The organism is Microbacterium sp. X-17 (genome assembly GCF_039615055.1).
In genome coordinates this window covers 172,203-188,024 of sequence record NZ_JBDHNI010000007.1, presented here as the reverse complement: position 1 = coordinate 188,024, position 15,822 = coordinate 172,203, and the positions used below count along the sequence as shown (strand labels likewise).

16 protein-coding genes are annotated in these 15,822 nt (G+C 72.0%); 14 read left to right on the top strand and 2 right to left on the bottom strand.

Features of this window, described 5'->3' with window-relative positions:
* Positions 1-11: 11 nt before the first annotated feature.
* Positions 12-1,007, top strand: coding sequence for a thiamine-phosphate kinase (thiL, locus tag ABCS02_RS29885; RefSeq protein ID WP_345839353.1), 996 nt, complete (start codon positions 12-14; stop codon positions 1,005-1,007).
* A gap of 207 nt (positions 1,008-1,214) precedes the next feature.
* Here the strand turns inward: thiL and rsmD are convergent, their stop codons facing one another.
* Positions 1,215-1,790 (bottom strand): 16S rRNA (guanine(966)-N(2))-methyltransferase RsmD, encoded by a 576-nt coding sequence (gene rsmD, locus ABCS02_RS29880; RefSeq protein WP_345839352.1) that lies wholly within the window; start codon positions 1,788-1,790, stop codon positions 1,215-1,217.
* Positions 1,791-1,838: 48 nt separating this feature from the next.
* Between rsmD and ABCS02_RS29875 the strand changes: the two genes are divergently transcribed.
* The 12 genes from ABCS02_RS29875 to ABCS02_RS29820 all read left to right on the top strand — a co-directional run bounded on the left by ABCS02_RS29875 (position 1,839) and on the right by ABCS02_RS29820 (position 13,199).
* Positions 1,839-2,642 (top strand): tetratricopeptide repeat protein, encoded by an 804-nt coding sequence (locus ABCS02_RS29875; protein ID WP_345839351.1) that lies wholly within the window; start codon positions 1,839-1,841, stop codon positions 2,640-2,642.
* The gene (locus ABCS02_RS29870; RefSeq protein WP_345839350.1) at positions 2,639-4,852 is read left to right on the top strand and encodes an ATP-dependent DNA helicase RecG; all 2,214 of its coding nucleotides are present in this window, start codon (positions 2,639-2,641) and stop codon (positions 4,850-4,852) included. The genes ABCS02_RS29875 and ABCS02_RS29870 overlap by 4 nt, the downstream gene beginning before the upstream one ends.
* Before the next feature lie 90 nt (positions 4,853-4,942).
* Positions 4,943-5,425: a pantetheine-phosphate adenylyltransferase gene (gene coaD, locus ABCS02_RS29865; RefSeq protein WP_185277676.1), complete on the top strand. Its 483-nt coding sequence runs from the start codon at positions 4,943-4,945 to the stop codon at positions 5,423-5,425.
* A 13-nt stretch (positions 5,426-5,438) separates the two neighbouring features.
* Entirely contained in the window at positions 5,439-6,587 is a 1,149-nt protein-coding gene (locus tag ABCS02_RS29860) for a MoxR family ATPase (protein WP_345839349.1), read from the top strand.
* Positions 6,588-6,590: 3 nt separating this feature from the next.
* Complete coding sequence (locus ABCS02_RS29855; protein ID WP_345839348.1) at positions 6,591-7,946, top strand: DUF58 domain-containing protein; 1,356 nt, start codon at positions 6,591-6,593, stop codon at positions 7,944-7,946.
* Positions 7,939-10,203, top strand: a complete 2,265-nt coding sequence (locus ABCS02_RS29850) for a DUF3488 and transglutaminase-like domain-containing protein (RefSeq protein ID WP_345839347.1) — start codon at positions 7,939-7,941, stop codon at positions 10,201-10,203. The genes ABCS02_RS29855 and ABCS02_RS29850 overlap by 8 nt, the downstream gene beginning before the upstream one ends.
* A 77-nt stretch (positions 10,204-10,280) precedes the next feature.
* Positions 10,281-10,787 (top strand): DUF177 domain-containing protein, encoded by a 507-nt coding sequence (locus ABCS02_RS29845; RefSeq protein ID WP_345839538.1) that lies wholly within the window; start codon positions 10,281-10,283, stop codon positions 10,785-10,787.
* Between the two features lie 2 nt (positions 10,788-10,789).
* On the top strand, positions 10,790-10,993 hold the full coding sequence (rpmF, locus tag ABCS02_RS29840) for a 50S ribosomal protein L32 (RefSeq protein ID WP_055919953.1): 204 nt from the start codon (positions 10,790-10,792) through the stop codon (positions 10,991-10,993).
* A gap of 55 nt (positions 10,994-11,048) precedes the next feature.
* Positions 11,049-11,762 carry a ribonuclease III gene (gene rnc, locus ABCS02_RS29835; protein WP_345839346.1) on the top strand — a complete coding sequence of 238 codons (714 nt, stop codon included), beginning with the start codon at positions 11,049-11,051 and terminating at the stop codon, positions 11,760-11,762.
* Complete coding sequence (mutM, locus tag ABCS02_RS29830; RefSeq protein ID WP_345839345.1) at positions 11,740-12,651, top strand: bifunctional DNA-formamidopyrimidine glycosylase/DNA-(apurinic or apyrimidinic site) lyase; 912 nt, start codon at positions 11,740-11,742, stop codon at positions 12,649-12,651. The genes rnc and mutM overlap by 23 nt, the downstream gene beginning before the upstream one ends.
* Positions 12,652-12,684: 33 nt before the next feature.
* Positions 12,685-12,912 (top strand): type II toxin-antitoxin system ParD family antitoxin, encoded by a 228-nt coding sequence (locus tag ABCS02_RS29825; RefSeq protein ID WP_345839344.1) that lies wholly within the window; start codon positions 12,685-12,687, stop codon positions 12,910-12,912.
* Entirely contained in the window at positions 12,909-13,199 is a 291-nt protein-coding gene (locus tag ABCS02_RS29820; protein WP_345839343.1) for a type II toxin-antitoxin system RelE/ParE family toxin, read from the top strand. Before ABCS02_RS29825 ends, ABCS02_RS29820 begins: the two co-directional genes overlap by 4 nt.
* Before the next feature lie 88 nt (positions 13,200-13,287).
* On the opposite strand, the gene ABCS02_RS29815 is transcribed toward ABCS02_RS29820, so the two are convergent.
* On the bottom strand, positions 13,288-14,358 hold the full coding sequence (locus tag ABCS02_RS29815; protein ID WP_345839342.1) for a GNAT family N-acetyltransferase: 1,071 nt from the start codon (positions 14,356-14,358) through the stop codon (positions 13,288-13,290).
* A gap of 338 nt (positions 14,359-14,696) precedes the next feature.
* Between ABCS02_RS29815 and ABCS02_RS29810 the strand changes: the two genes are divergently transcribed.
* Positions 14,697-15,806 (top strand): branched-chain amino acid ABC transporter substrate-binding protein, encoded by a 1,110-nt coding sequence (locus tag ABCS02_RS29810; RefSeq protein WP_345839341.1) that lies wholly within the window; start codon positions 14,697-14,699, stop codon positions 15,804-15,806.
* The last annotated feature ends 16 nt before the right edge of the window (positions 15,807-15,822 follow it).

Sequence of the window (15,822 nt, the reverse complement as noted above, 5' to 3'; positions counted from 1 at the left end):
CGTTGTCAGTCATGGTGGATTCTGGGAGCGCGGCCGACACCGTCGCGGGTGCGTCGGAACGCGAGGCGCTGAAGCGCATCTTCCCGCGGCTGCCGGAGTCGTCGGCGACGCTGGTCGGGCCCGGTGACGACGCCGCAGTGCTTGCGGCGCCGGACGGCCGGTTCGTGGTGACCACGGACATGATGGTGCACGGCCCCGACTTCCGGCTGGCCTGGTCGTCGCCCGAGGACCTCGGCTGGAAGGCCGCGTCGACCAACCTGTCCGACGTGGCCGCGATGGGCGCGGTGCCGACGGCGCTCGTGGTCGCGATCGCCGCGCCGCAGACCTTCCCGGTGACGCACCTGGAGCAGATCGCGGACGGCTTCCGGGCGGCCTGCGCCGAGTTGGCGCCGGGGTGCGGCGTGGTCGGCGGCGACCTGTCGGCCTCCGACACGCTGACGCTCGCGGTGACCGCGTTCGGCGACCTCCAGGGCCGCGCGCCCGTGCTGCGGAGTGGCGCTCGCCCCGGCGACGTGGTGGCGGTCTCCGGGAGCCTCGGCGCGGCTGCCGCAGGACTCCGGCTGCTCTTCGCGGAGGCGGTCGACGTGGACGGCGTGCCCGACCGCGACCGGTTCGCCGTGGTCGCCGCCGCGCATCCCGAGCAGGTCGGCGCCCAGTTGCGGCCCCGGCCTCCCATCGCGGACGGCCCGCTGGCCGCGGACGCCGGAGCGACCGCGATGCTCGACCTGAGCGACGGCCTCGCGCTCGACGCCCGCCGCGTGGCCGAGGCGAGCGGGGTCGCGATCGACCTCGACCGCTCCGCGCTCGGCGACGACCCGCTCACCGCGCTGACCGGGGGCGAGGACCACGGCCTCCTCGCCTGCTTCCCGCCCGGCGCCGTGCTGCCCGGCGGCTTCCGGCGCGTCGGAACGGTCCGCGAGGGCGCCGGCCTCCTGGTCGACGGCCACCCGTTCGACGAGCGCGGCGGCTGGGACCCGTACCTGGAGTGGGACGGGCACAGCGGCTAACGGAGGAGATCCGAGCCGACACGCCCGCTCCCGGCAGTCAGCGGAGGAGATCCGCGGCTGGTGGGGGGCGGAAGTCCTCCGTTGGCGGCAGAGCTCCGGCCGACGCGCGGTAGCCAGCGGAGGAGATCCGGGGCTGGTGGGGGTGGAAGTCCTCCGTTGGCTGCGTTTCGGGGTGGCAGAGGGGTGGAAGTCCTCCGCTGGCGACGGTCAGGCCGGGGAGAGGTAGTGGACGGCGGTCTCGCCGTAGGCGCGGGTGCGGTCGAGGGTGAGGCCGGTGGGAAGGGTCGGCTCGCCGTCGCGGGTGCTGCGCTCGACGCAGACGAGGGCGTCCTCGGTCAGGAGCGGTACAAGCCCGGTGAGGACCGCGAGCAGGTCGGCGTCCGGGAGGTTGTAGGGCGGGTCCACGAACACCAGGTCGAAGCGGGCGGCAGACGACCCGGCCGCCGCCAGGTACGGCTGCACCGCGGTCGCCCGCACGTCCACCTCGGGCCGCGCGCCGCGCGGCGCCGCGCGCACGACGGCCTCGGCGTTCCGCCGGCAGATCGCGGCGGCGGCCGCCGACTTCTCCACCAGCAGCACGCGCGCGGCTCCCCGGCTGGCGGCCTCCAGCCCGAGCGCGCCGGAGCCGGCGAACAGGTCGAGCACGTGCGCCCCGCGGACGGCGTCGCGCGCGTCCAGCCCGGAGAACACGGCCTCGCGAACCCGGTCGCTGGTGGGGCGCGTGCCGCTCTTGGGCACCTGGAGCGTCAGCGAGCCGGCGAAGCCGGAGACGATTCGGGTCATAGCCCTCCGAGCCTAGCGGTGCCGCCGCGGCGACAGCACAATAGGAGAATGGACGAACGCCTCCAGCAGGCGGAACTCGACGCCCTGTGGCGGTACGACGACCCGATCGCCTCCGCCGAACGCTTCGCGATCGCTGCCGCCGAACCCGACCGCCCCGAACTGGTGCGCGCCGAGCTGGAGACGCAGCGCGCCAGGGCCCTCGGCCTGCAGGGCCGGTTCGCGGAGGCGGACGGCCTGCTCGACTCGCTCGGGCCCGCCGTGGGCACGCTCGCCGTGCGCATCCTGCTGGAGCGCGGCCGGCTCCGCAACACCGAGGGGCTGCGGCCGGAGGCGGTCCCGCTGTTCGAGAGCGCGCTGCTGGCCGCGCGGCGCGAGGACGACGCCTTCCTCGCGGTCGACGCCGCCCACATGCTCGCGATCGCCGACCCCTCGCGCTCGGAGCAGTGGACCGAGGAGGGCCTCGCCGAGCTTGCGAACAGCACGGACCCGCGCACGCTGCGCTGGGGCGTCGCCCTCCACAACAACCGGGGCTGGGCGCTGTTCGAGGCCGGCCGACCGCAGGAGGCGCTCGGGTCGTTCGAGGCGGCGCTGGAGGCGGCGGAGCGCTACGGGACGCTCGATCAGCAGTTCGCCGCCCGCTGGTCGCTCGCCCGGTGCCTGCGCGAGGTTGGCCGGTGGCAGGAGGCGCTCGACATCCAGGCCAGGCTCGCGGCCGAGCGCCCGGGGGAGAGCGACGTGGCCGACGAGCTCACCGCACTCGCCGAGGTCGAGACGCATGTCCGCGACGCTGGCGTCCGCGACGTGAGTGTCCACGACGCGGCGACGGAGGCCGCCCCTACGATCGAACCATGACCTCCAGCACCGCCCCGGCCTCCGGCGGCTCCGTCGCGCTCGAGACCCGGCTGACCGGCGTGCTGGGCGGCCGCACGGCCTCCGCGTTCGAGAAGGCGTTCGGGATGCGCACCGTCGCCGACCTGCTCGCGCACTACCCGCGCCGGTACGCCTCGCGCGGCGAGCTGACCGCGCTGGCGAACCTCCCGCTGGACGAGCACGTCACGATCGTGGCCGAGGTGCTGCGCGTGCAGGAGCGCCCGATGCGCGCGCGGCGCGGGTCGATCCTGGAGGTCAAGATCTCCGACGGCGAGGGCATCCTGACCCTCACCTTCTTCAACCAGGCCTGGCGCTCGAAGGAGCTCGCCCCCGGCGTGCGCGGCATCTTCGCCGGCAAGGTGTCCGCCTACCGCGGCGCCCTCCAGCTCGCGCACCCCGACTACGAGCTGTTCGCCGAGGACGCCGAGAACGCCGTCGCCCCGGGCAGCGCCGCCGCGAAGGAGTGGGCGCAGACCCCGATCCCGATCTACCCGGCGACCGGCACCGTGGCGAGCTGGCAGGTGCAGAAGGCGGTCGGCCTCGCGCTCGACGCGCTCGGGCCGTGCCCCGACCCCGTGCCGAAGGCCATTGCGACCGAGCGCGGGCTGCTGCCGTTCCGCGAGGCGCTGGAGGGCATCCACCGGCCGCAGAAGAACGCCGAGTGGCAGCGCGCCCGCGATGCGCTGCGCTTCCAGGAGGCGTTCGTGCTGCAGGCCGCCCTGCTGCAGCAGCGCGCGGAGAACCGCTCGGTCGCCGCGACCCCGCGGCAGGCGACGCCCGGCGGCCTCCTGGAGCGCTTCGACGCCGTCCTGCCGTTCACCCTGACCGGCGACCAGGCGGTCGTCGGCCGCGAGATCGCCCAGGACCTCGGCGCGGCCGAGCCGATGCACCGGCTCGTGCAGGGCGAGGTCGGCTCCGGCAAGACCCTGGTCGCATTGCGGGCGATGCTGGCCGTGGCGGACAGCGGCGGCCAATCCGCGCTGCTCGCGCCGACGGAGGTCCTCGCCGCCCAGCACCTGCGCTCGATCGCCGAGATGCTCGGCCCCGACCTCTCCGCCGAGCTGATGCCGACGCTCCTCACCGGCCAGCTCTCCACCGCCGAGCGCAAGCGCGCGCTGCTGCGGACGGTGAGCGGGCAATCCCGCATCGTGGTCGGCACGCACGCCCTCCTCGGCGACGCGGTCACGTTCTTCGACCTCGGCCTGGTCGTCGTGGACGAGCAGCACCGCTTCGGCGTCGAGCAGCGGGAGGCGCTGCGCGCGAAGGGCGGCACGCCTCCCCACGTCCTCGTGCTCACGGCGACGCCCATCCCGCGCACGGTCGCGATGACGGTGTTCGGCGACCTGGAGGTGTCCACGATCGCCCAGCTGCCCGCCGGCCGGCAGGGGATCGAGAGCTTCGTGGTCCCGCTCGCGGACCGGCCGGGCTGGGAGCGCCGCATCTGGGAGCGCGCGTCGGAGGAGATCGGGCGCGGCCGTCAGGTGTTCGTGGTGTGCCCGGCGATCAGCGCCAAGGAGGCCGAGGACGACGGGGAGGACGCGCCGGCGCCCGACGCGGACGACGCCGCAGGGCCGCCGCGTCCGACCGCGAACGTCGAGTCGGTCGCCGCCCAGGTGCGCGCCGATCCGCTGTTCGCCCAGACGCGCGTCGGCGTGCTGCACGGGAGGCTGTCCTCCGACGAGAAGGACGCGGTCATGCGCGCCTTCGCCGCCGGGGAGCTCGACCTCCTCATCGCCACCACCGTGATCGAGGTCGGCGTCAACGTGCCGAACGCGTCCGCCATGATCGTGCTGGACGCCGACCGGTTCGGCGTCTCGCAGCTCCACCAGCTGCGCGGCCGGGTCGGCCGCGGCGACATCCCGGGCCTCTGCCTGCTCGTCACCTACGCCGAGGAGGGGTCGCTCGCCCGCGAGCGCGTCGACGCCGTCGCCGCGACGCTCGACGGCTTCGAGCTGGCCAACGTCGACCTGGAGCTGCGCCGCGAGGGCGACGTGCTCGGCAGCCGCCAGTCGGGCGGCCGGTCGTCGCTCAAGCTGCTGCGCGTCGTCTCCGACGGCGAGCTCATCGCGGAGGCGCGCGTCGCCGCCGCCGAGACGCTGGACGACGGCGGCCTCGCCGCGCATCCCGCCCTCGCCGCTGCACTCGCCCGGCGGCTCGACGAGTCCGAGCGCGCCTTCCTCGGCAAGTCCTGACCCCGGCCGCCGGGCCACGCGGCGCGCTGCCCTGGGAAGATAACGGATTCACAACGAATAGCCGGGAATCGAGTAATAGTCTGGTGCCCTATGAACAGGATCGCCGTAGTCCCTGGATCGTTCGACCCGGTCACTCTCGGGCATCTCGATGTCATCGAGCGGGCCGCTCGGCTGTGGGACGAGGTCCACGTGCTGGTGGTGCACAACCCGGACAAGTCGGCCCTGCTGCCCATCGCGCAGCGCGTCGCCCTCATCGAGCGCTCGATCGAGGACGCCGGCATCCAGGGGCGCATCGTCGTGGCCTCCTGGTCGGTCGGCCTCCTGGTCGACTACTGCACCGATGTCGGGGCGGACGTGCTGGTCAAGGGCATCCGATCCCAGGTCGACGTCGCCTACGAGACCCCGATGGCGATCGTGAACCGCCACCTCGCCGACGTCGAGACGGTCTTCCTGCTTCCCGATCCGGCGAATGCGCACGTGTCGAGCTCCCTCGTGCGCCAGGTCGCCAACCTCGGCGGGGACGTGAGCCCCTACGTGCCTCCCGCCGTATCCGAGCTGCTGTCAACCACATGACCCGGGTGGAGAGATGAACAGTTACGCGACGCGCCAGCCGACGGAGTCCTCGGTCGCCCCGGAGGAGGTCGGCCTCCCCGCGCCGGGCATGGACCTGGACGAACTGAGACGCGCCGCGGAGCAGATCACCGCCAACGTCGAGTCCGTCATCGACGGCAAGCACGACGCGGTGCAGACGGCGCTGGTCGTCCTGCTCGCCGAGGGCCACCTCCTGATCGAGGACGTCCCGGGCGTCGGCAAGACCATGCTGGCGAAGTCGCTGGCGAAGTCGGTGGACTGCTCGGTGAGCCGCATCCAGTTCACCCCCGATCTGCTGCCGAGCGACGTCACGGGCGTCTCGGTCTACAACCAGGCCGAGCGGCGCTTCGAGTTCAAGCCGGGCGCGGTGTTCGCGAACATCGTGATCGGCGACGAGATCAACCGGGCCAGCCCGAAGACGCAGTCCGCCCTGCTGGAGTGCATGGAGGAGCGGCAGGTCACGGTCGACGGCTCGACCTATCCGCTGGCCGCGCCGTTCATCGTCGTGGCGACCCAGAACCCGATCGAGATGGAGGGCACCTACGCCCTCCCGGAGGCACAGCGCGACCGGTTCATGGCCCGCATCGCGATGGGCTACCCGGACGACGACTCCGAGCTCGCCATGCTGACCACGCGCGACACGTCCAGCCCGCTCTCCCGGATCGGGCCGGTCGTCACGTCGGAGGAGCTGCGCTCGATGATGACGACGGCGCGCGCGGTGTTCGCCTCGACGCCCGTCAAGCAGTACGCGGTCGACCTCGTGCGCGCGACGCGCGAGGACCGCGACCTCCGGCTGGGCGGGAGCCCGCGCGCGACGCTCCAGCTGGTCCGCGCGGCCAAGGCGATGGCGGCGCTCGACGGCCGCGACTTCGTGCTGCCGGACGACATCGACGCGCTGGCGGTCCCGGTGCTCGGCCACCGGCTGCTGCCGACCAGCCGCGCGCTCGGCCACCACCACGAGAGCGCGCCGGTCATCGCGGACATCGTCCGCCGGATCGTGGCGGCGACGCCCGTCCCGGTCGGGTCCGGCGCGATCGGCGGGGCCGGGCAGCAGCGGAACAGCACGGGGAGCAGCGCGCGCACCAGCCAGGCGACCGCCGCCGGCCGGGCCGCCTCCGGAGCCGCGCGCACAGGCGGGGAGTAGGCCGTGGCCGGGCGCGGGGGGCCGTCGCCCCTGAAGAAACCGCGCCCCACCGCGCGCGGCTGGACCTTCGGCGCCGTCGGCGTCGTGGCGCTGGCCGCGTCCGCGTTCTTCGGCCGCACCGATGTGCTCTTCGTCGGTGTCTTCCTCACCGTGCTGCCGCTGGCGGCGATGATCTCGGTCACCCTCGACCGGCCGCGGCTGACGGTGGCCCGCAGCTTCCATCCCGACGTCGTCGCCGTGGGGGAGCAGGCGACCATCGTGACGACCGCGCGCAACCAGGCCGCCCGGCCGAGCCCGCCCGCCCGCTGGCGCGAGTACGCCCCGGCCGGGATCGAGGTGCAGGGCTCCGCGCCGTTCCCGAGGCTGGGCGCGCACCAGGTGAACGTCGCGCACGGCCGCGACACGGTCGTGCTGCGGCAGGACGTCGTCGCCTTCAAGCGCGGGTCGCACCCCGTCGGGCCGCTCATCGTGAGCCGGACCGACCCGTTCGGCGTGGCCTACGCGGAGTACGCGGTCGGGCAGCCGCGGCAGCTGCTGGTGACGCCGCGCGTGGTGCCGCTGTCCAGCGGCGAGCTGGACGTGGCGCACAGCGAGGGCGCGGAGCACGAGCTGCAACGGCACAGCATCCCGAGCGCCGACGAGCTGATCGCGCGCGAGTACCGGCCAGGCGACCCGCTGCGCCGCGTGCACTGGCGGGCGACGGCCAGGCACGACAAGCTGATGGTCCGCCAGGAGGAGCAGCGCAGCAACCCGGAGGCGTGGATCCTGATGGACACCCGGCCGGCGCCGGCGCAGGCGGGCGTCCTCCGGCCTCCCGTCGCCCCGAGCGCCTACGAGCCGGACGACGCGCTCTTCGAGACGCTGATGGAGCTGGTCGCGTCGGTGGGCGTCCACCTCCTCGACGAGGGCTTCGTCCTCAGCGTGGTGGAGACCGCCCCGCGGCAGCTCTCCGGCCGCAGCGGCGCGGGCCGGACCGGCACCCTCGGGTCGGTGACGCCCACCTACGATCGCGGGACGGCCGACCGGCTGCTGCTGGCGGACCTGGCCGCGGTCGACGCCACGGCGGTCACCCGCGACGACGCGGTCGCCGAGCTGGCCTCCGGGCTGCGGCACGCCGGACGCGCCGTCCCGATCTTCGCCGTGCTGCTCGACGGGACGCCGGAGCTCGGCTCCCTCGCCGCGCTGCGCGGGATGGGCGACCCCGCCGTCGCGTTCGTCGGCGAGGGGGCCGCGCCCGAAGTGGAGGACGTGCTCGGCGACGCCGGCTGGCTCTGCGTGCCGTTCGCCGCCGGCGACGATCCGGCCGAGTGCTGGCAGCGCGCCCTCGACCGGCAGCGGGCGGTGGTGGGCCATGGTTAGCGAGGCGCTCCCGCTCGGGCTGACCGGCGTCCGGCGCCGGCGGCAGGCCTACTGGCGGATCACCGGGGCGCTGGTGCTGCAGATGCTGGCGCTCAGCTTCGCGCTGGGCGGCCTCATCCAGGGCCCGACCTGGTGGTTCGCGCTCATGCTGACCAGCTCCTTCCTGCTGGTCTGCGGAGCGGGACTGCGCGCCCTCGGCGTGCCCCGCGGGCTCGTCCCCGTGCTGCAGCTCGTGCTCGCGGCGATGATCATGACCGTGACGTTCGGCAACGGGACCGGGCTGCTCGGCCTCATCCCGACTCCGGCGACGGTGCAGCGCTGGGGCGTCTACCTCCAGCAGGCGATCCTCTCGATCTACCAGCAGGGGACGCCGGCGGAGAGCCTGCCCGAGTTCATCTTCCTGGTCGTCGCGGGGGCGTGCCTCATCGCGATCGTCCTCGACCTCCTGGCGGTCGCGATCCGCGCTCCGGCCTTCACCGCGATCGGGGTCGTGGCCGTGCTGGTGGTGCCCGGCACGCTGCTGGGCGACGGGCTGGACCCGATCGCGCTGGCGGCGTCGGCGGCGGCGTTCCTCTGGCTGCTGCGCTGCGACGTCCGCACCAGGAGGCCGGGCGCGGGCCGGCCGGGAGCCGCGCTGTCCGTCGGTGCCGCGGCCGTCGTCGTCGCGATGCTTCTGTCCGGGACGGCGCCGGGGTTCGACAAGGGCGGCGCGACCTCCTTCACGGCGGGCGGCATCTCGATCGGCGGCACCGTGACCCCGCTGATCGACCTCGGCAAGGACCTCCGCCGTCCCGCCGCCGTGCGCGCGCTCACCTACACGACCAACGCCTCCGCCGGCCAGTACCTCAAGCTCGCCTCGCTCGACCAGTTCACCGGCTCGGTCTGGAAGCACCGCGAGCGCGACACCAAGCGCCTCTCCGATGGCGTCGCGGTCGGGCCCGTCCCCGGGCTGTCCGACACCGTCAAGCGGGCCAAGATCACCACCTCGGTGCAGATCGACGACATGACCAGCCGCTGGCTGCCGGTCCCGGCGCCCGTGCAATCGGTGAAGGGCCTGAACGGCACCTGGTCGTGGGACCCGGACGACCTCACGCTCGGCGGGATCAACGTGACGACGCAGGGGCAGAAGTACACCGCGACCAGCCTCGTGCTCCAGCCGACGGCCGACCAGCTCAAAGCGGCGGGCGGCTTCGTGCCGGCCGACATCCAGCGGGACCTGTTCCTGCCCTCCAACATGCCGGCGATCGTCGGGCAGACCGCGCTGGCCGCCACCGCCGGGGCGGTGTCGGAGTACGACAAGGCGGTGGCGCTGCAGGACTACTTCCGCGACAACGGCTTCGTGTACTCCACGCAGACCCCGCTGAAGCAGGGCTTCGACGGCGACGGCGCCCGGGTGATCGCGAAGTTCCTGGAGGTCAAGAGCGGCTACTGCGTGCACTTCGCGTCGGCGATGGCGCTGATGGCGCGCAGCCTCGGCATCCCGGCCCGGGTGGCGGAGGGCTACCTGCCCGGCACCTCCAGCGGCGGCACGGCGAACAGCCCAGGGACCTACACGGTGACCAGCGACGACCTCCACGCGTGGCCGGAGCTGTACTTCGCGGGCGTCGGCTGGGTGCCGTTCGAGCCGACGGTCGGCCGCGGCACGATCCCGAGCTACACCCGGCCGAACGCCACGCCGGATCAGGTGGCGCCGACGACGGCGCCGGGCTCGACCTCCGCGGCGAAGCGCCTCGTCCCCACCGACCAGCCGAACGTCGCGGGGGCGGGCGGCACCACGCCGCCGTCGCCGCTGCAGCCGCTGCTGTCCGGACTCGGCGTCGCGCTGCTGGTGCTCGCAGTCGCGCTGACGCCCGCCGTCATGCGCCGGATGCGCCGGCGCGCCAGGCTGAGACGGCTCTCGGAGTCGTGGGGCGGCGCGTCGATCGTGTGGGACGAGCTGCGCGACACCGCGCGCGACCTGGGCTGGTCGGCGCCGGACACCGAGACACCGCGCGTGTTCGCCCACCGGATCGCCGCCGCCGTCGCAGGGACGCCGGGGGAGGAGGCCGTGCTGCGCCTGCTGGACGTGCGCGAGCGTGACGCCTTCGGGCCGCCGACCCACGCCGTCGCGGTCGGTCTCGCCGACGACCTCCGCCGGGTGATCGACGCCCTGGAGGCCCAGGCGGGCCGAGGGTTGCGGCTGAAGGCGGCGCTGATTCCTGTGTCGTTGCTGCCAGCCGGCTGGCGCTCGCCTGCGAGCGTCGGCGGGCCCGCGTAAAATAGTCGACCGTGACCTCCTTCAAGAACACCCCGTACACCGTCAACGTGTACGACCTCATGCGGCGCCCGGGCGAGATGCGGGAGCAGCACCTCAGCATCCCCGTCGACGAGAGACTGGGTGAGGGACTGCTGTCGGTGCCCGCCGGCGCGACCCTCGATCTCGACCTCAGGCTGGAGTCGATGCACGAGGGCATCCTCGTCACCGCGGAGGCCGAGACCACCGCCACCGGCGTCTGCGGACGGTGCCTGATCGACATCGACCAGCCTGTCGAAGTCGATTTCCAGGAACTTTTCGCGTATCCTTCTACGGAAGCTTTCGATTATGAGGTTCACGACGACCACGTGGATCTTGAACCTCTGATCAGGGATGCGGTAGTGCTGTCACTGCCGTTTCAGCCGGTGTGCCGGCCGGACTGCCCGGGTCTCGATCCAGAGACCGGGGAGAGGCTGGCGGATGTACCGGACCGCAAGCCGAACGAGACCGTCGATCCTCGCTGGTCCGCGCTCGCGGCGTTCCAGGCTTCCGACACCGAGTCCACCAGCAACAACGCCCCGGCCGCCGGGGCTGGAGAAGAGAGATAGTCATGGCCGTTCCGAAGCGGAAGCAGTCTCGCGCCAACACCCACGCCCGTCGTTCGCAGTGGAAGGCCGAGGTCCCCACGCTCGTCAAGTCGATCGAGAACGGCAAGGTCGTCTACAGCCTCCCGCACCGTGCGAAGGTCGTCGAGGACTCCGCGGGCACCGCGCTGTTCATGGAGTACAAGGGCCGCAAGGTCGCCGACGTCTGATCCGCCGGTCAGGCTGAACAGCACGCGAGGCAACGAAGTAGGGGGCAAACGGCACGTGGTCGGGGAGAACACTGCCCGCGCCGCCCTCATCGAGAAGCTCGGGGTCGACATCGACCCCGAGCTTCTCGTGCTTGCGCTGACCCACCGCTCGTACGCCTACGAGAACGGCGGCATCCCCAACAACGAGCGCCTGGAGTTCCTCGGCGACTCGATCCTCGGCCAGGCCGTCACCGTCAAGCTGTTCCGGGAGAACCCGGACCTCGACGAGGGCGAGCTGGCGAAGCGCCGGGCCAGCCTGGTCAGCTCGGTGGCGCTCGCGGAGGTCGCGCGCAGCATCGGCCTCGGCCAGTACCTGCGGCTCGGCCGCGGCGAGAACCAGAGCGGTGGGCGGGACAAGGCGTCCATCCTCGCCGACACCGTGGAGGCGCTGATCGGCGCCGCCTACCTCGACGCCGGCGGCGAGGAGGCGACCGCGCTCGTGCTGCGCCTGGTCGACCCGCTGCTGGCCGACCCCGACCGGTTCGGGGCGGCGATGGACCCCAAGACGAGCCTCCAGGAGGCGGCCGCCCACCGCGGCGCCGGCCTCCCGGTCTACACCGTGACCAACACCGGTCCCGACCACTCCAAGACCTTCCACGCCACCGTCTCGGTCGGCGACCTCGTCACCGCGACGGGGGAGGGGACGAGCAAGAAGCAGGCCGAGATGGCCGCCGCGCTCAGCGCCTGGACCGAGCTGACCCGCCGCCGTGCCCGAGCTCCCCGAGGTTGAGGTCGTCCGCGCCGGCCTGGCGCCGGCGGTCACGGGTGCGACCATCCTCGGTGTCGAGGTCTTCGAGCCGCGCTCGCTGAAACGCCACGACCCGGTCGCGGGCGCCTTCGAGACGCTGCTGACCGGCCGGGTGATGGAGGAGCCCGCCCGCCGCGGCAAGTTCCTCTGGATCCCGCTGCAGGGCGCCCCGCGCCGCGCCATCGTCGCGCACCTCGGCATGAGCGGCCAGATCCTCTTGCGCGAGCCCGGCTGGGACGAGACCGGCCTGCTCCGCATCCGCCTGCACATCGAGACCGCCGCGACACTGCCGGGTGATCATCGCGAGCTGTGGGTGAACTTCGTGGACCAGCGCATCTTCGGCTCGATGGCGGTGGACACGCTGATCCCGACCGCGGACGGCGCCGCCGCAGGCCGAGGGACGAGCGAGCCGCTCATCCCGACCCAGGTCTCCCACATCGCCCGCGACCCGCTCGACCCGGCCTTCGACGACGCCGGCTTCTTCGCCGCCCTCACCCGCAAGAACAGCGGGATCAAGCGCGTCCTCCTCGACCAGACGACGATCAGCGGCATCGGCAACATCTACGCCGACGAGGCGCTCTGGGCCGCCCGCATCCACTACGAGCAGCCGGCGTCCTCCCTGAGCCGCGCGAAGGCCCGCACGCTGCTGGCCGAGGTGCGCCACGTGCTGGAAAAGGCGCTGGCGGAGGGCGGCACGAGCTTCGACGCCCAGTACGTGAACGTGAACGGGAACTCGGGGTACTTCGCGCACAGCCTGAACGTGTACGGGCGGGAGGGGAAGCCGTGCCCGCGCTGCGGGACGCCTATTGTGCGGGAGCGGTTCATGAACCGGTCATCGCACTTGTGTCCGCGGTGTCAGCGGGTGCGGTGAATACCAATACTTGGTAACCTTGCCCGCATGGCTATGAACACGTCGATCAGTCTGGACGACCACTTCGCCGGTTTCCTCGCCCATGAGGTGGCGACGGGGCGATACCGTTCGGCGAGCGAGGTCGTGCGCGCGGGATTGCGGCTGCTGGAGGACCAGGAGACGCAGATGTCCGCGCTGCGAGCCGCCTTGGTCGCCGGTGAGGAGAGCGGCGAGCCGGAAGCATTCGACTTCGACGCGTTCATCGCAGCGAAGAAGGCGTGAGCTCGTTTCGGCTGTCCCCGGCCGCTCGCCGCGACCTCTCCTCGATCTGGGACTTCACCGCGGAGAACTGGGATTCGCGCCAAGCGGAGACGTACGTGAACGAGATCCGTGCTGCGATCGAACGGGTGGCGGCCAGCCCGGACCGCGGCCGGACCTGTGACGAGATCCGTTCGGGCTACCGGCGCTATGCGATCGGGAGCCATCTGCTCTTCTACATCGAGAACGGCGATGGCGTCGATGTGATCCGCATCCTGCATCAGCGCATGGACCCGACCCGGCACCTGTAGCCGCGGTGTCGCTGAAGTCACCGTCAATTCGTGCCGAATGGCGCGAATAGCGCGGCGAAAGCCGCCATTCGGGCCGAATGTGTGGGGGTTAGGCGAGCGTCTTCTGCCAGTGCCCCGTCAGCGCATGCAGCTGGAACCCGAACGCCCGGTTGATCGCCAGCATCGGGGCGTTCTCGTCGGCGTTCCAGGTCAGCAGGCGGTGGATGTGCGGTGCGTGCTGCGCCAGCTCGTGGATGTTCTGGAGCTTCACCAGCGTGCCGAGGCGGTGGCCGCGGTGGGGGATCGCCACGAGCGTGTCGTACTGCTCGGCCTTGTCGCCGTCGGCAGGGACCGCGATCTCGGTGTACGCGGCCAGCTCGCCGGTGTCGATGTGCTCTGCCGCCGTGACCAGCAGCGGCTCGCCGCGGTCGGCCAGCTCGCGCTCCTGTGCGCGGACCCGCGCGCCCGTCCACTCCTCGCGGTCGACCGCGATGCCGCTCTGCGGGATGTCCGTCGACATGCGCGCCTTCAGGGCCGCGAACGGCTCCAGGAGGTGGTCGGGCGCGTGTCCCAGCCAGGACACCGCGCGGTAGCCGGTGGCGGAGGCCGCCGTGCTGGCGAGGCCGGCCTCCCTGGCCCGCGGCAACGGCAGCAGGAGCTCGCTGGAGCGCTCCACCTGGCCCAGCCGGTAGCCGTGCCGCAGGGCGAAGCGCACGTCGCGCGACTCAGCGGGGAGCCCGGCGGTGCCCGAGCCGGCGCGGATGACCGACACGCTGTCGCCGAGGGTGGCCGCCGGGTGCTCGGTGTACGCGCTGACGATCCGCCGGCCGCCCTCCGCCGCCAGCTCCTCGCCGGCCGCCAGCAGCGCTGAGCCGATACCGCGGCCGCGTGCCGCCGGCGCCACGTCGACCAGGAGGCTCATCGTCTCGGCCTCCTCGTCGAGCGGGAAGTCGGCCTGGACGCGCCCGACCACCACGCCGTCCTCGATCGCGACGAGCAGGATCTTCTCCTGGTACTCCTGCGCGCGGAACGCGGCGAGGGCCTCCTCGGCCGTCTCCACGAAGTCGTCGGCCCTCCAGAGGGCGACGCTGATCCCGTTGAGGACGCCGACGAGCTCCTCGAACAGCAGCGACTCCGGCGTCCCGAGTGCCGGGGGAGGCGAGAGCCGCTCGATGCGCACCGTTGCCTCCCGCTGTCGTCGATTCGGATATGCGGCAACCGTCCACACTAACCCGGGTTCGGATCGCTGTGAAGAGCACCGAACGGTTTGGTTTCGATCGTGTAAATCTGGGCGCGAATGGCGGGTGCAAATGCTTGCATCGCATGTAGTCTCAGCACACATATTCGTGGTGCGACGAGGCAAACACGCCGCGTTCGACACGGATTCACGTCGAGAGGCAGAAGATGCTAGGAAAGAAAGTCACGATCGGTGCGGCTGTTGCAGCGTCAGTCGCACTGTTCCTCGTTGGGTGCGCCAACCAACCGTCAACGGGTGGCTCCACCAACAACAACTCGAAGGTGAACATCCCGGCTATCACCTCGGTTTCCACCCCCAAGGACGCGGTCCTCCCCGCGGGTGATGGCAAGGCCACCTGCCCCTCCGGGCTCACCATCGCGTACGTCGGAGCCGAGACCGGCCCGAACGCCCAGCTCGGTATCAACATCTTCAACGGCATCCAGCTGGCCATCAACCAGCACAACACGGCCAACAAGGGATGCCAGGTCGGCTTCAAAAAGTTCGACACCGAGGGCGACCCGAACAAGGCGACCGGCCCGGTGACCCAGGCGGTCAACGAGGCCGACATCGTCGGCGTCGTCGGCCTCCCGTTCTCGGGTGAGTCGAAGGCCACGGGCAACATCTTCGAGCAGCAGGGCCTGGTGCACATCACCCCGTCCGCGACCAACCCGGCGCTGACCCAGAACGGCTGGAAGACCTTCTTCCGCGGCCTCGGCAACGACGCCGTGCAGGGCCCGGCGGCGGCGAAGTTCCTGACCGACAAGCTGAAGGCCAAGAAGGTCTACCTGGTCCAGGACGACTCCGACTACGGAATCGGCCTCGGCACGACGACCTCCAAGGCGCTCGGCAGCGCGCTGATCGGCACCGACAAGGTGACGACCGGCCAGAAGGACTTCTCCGCGGTGATCTCCAAGATCCTCAACGCGAAGCCCGACGCCGTGTACTACTCGGGCTACTACGCCGAGGGCGCGCCGTTCGACCAGCAGCTGGTCAACAAGGGCTACACGGGCACGTTCGTCGGCCCCGACGGTGTGAAGGACGACCAGTTCATCAAGCTGGCCGGCGACGCGTCCAGCAACGCGTACTTCACCTGCCCCTGCATCCCCGGTGAGCTGATCCCGTCGTTCGAGTCGGCCTACAAGTCGCTCGCGAACGCCGAGCCCGGCACCTACTCGATCGAGGGCTACGACGCCACCACCGTCCTGCTCTCGGGCATCGACAAGGGCAACACCACCCGCGCGAAGCTCGTCGACTTCGTGAAGAACTACGACGCCGACGGCCTGAGCAAGCACTACAAGTGGGACTCCACCGGTGAGCTCCAGGCGCCGACCGTCTACGGGTACAAGGTCGAGGGCGGCAAGATCGTCCCGATCGGAACCATCGGCGGATAACGCGACACACGAAGGT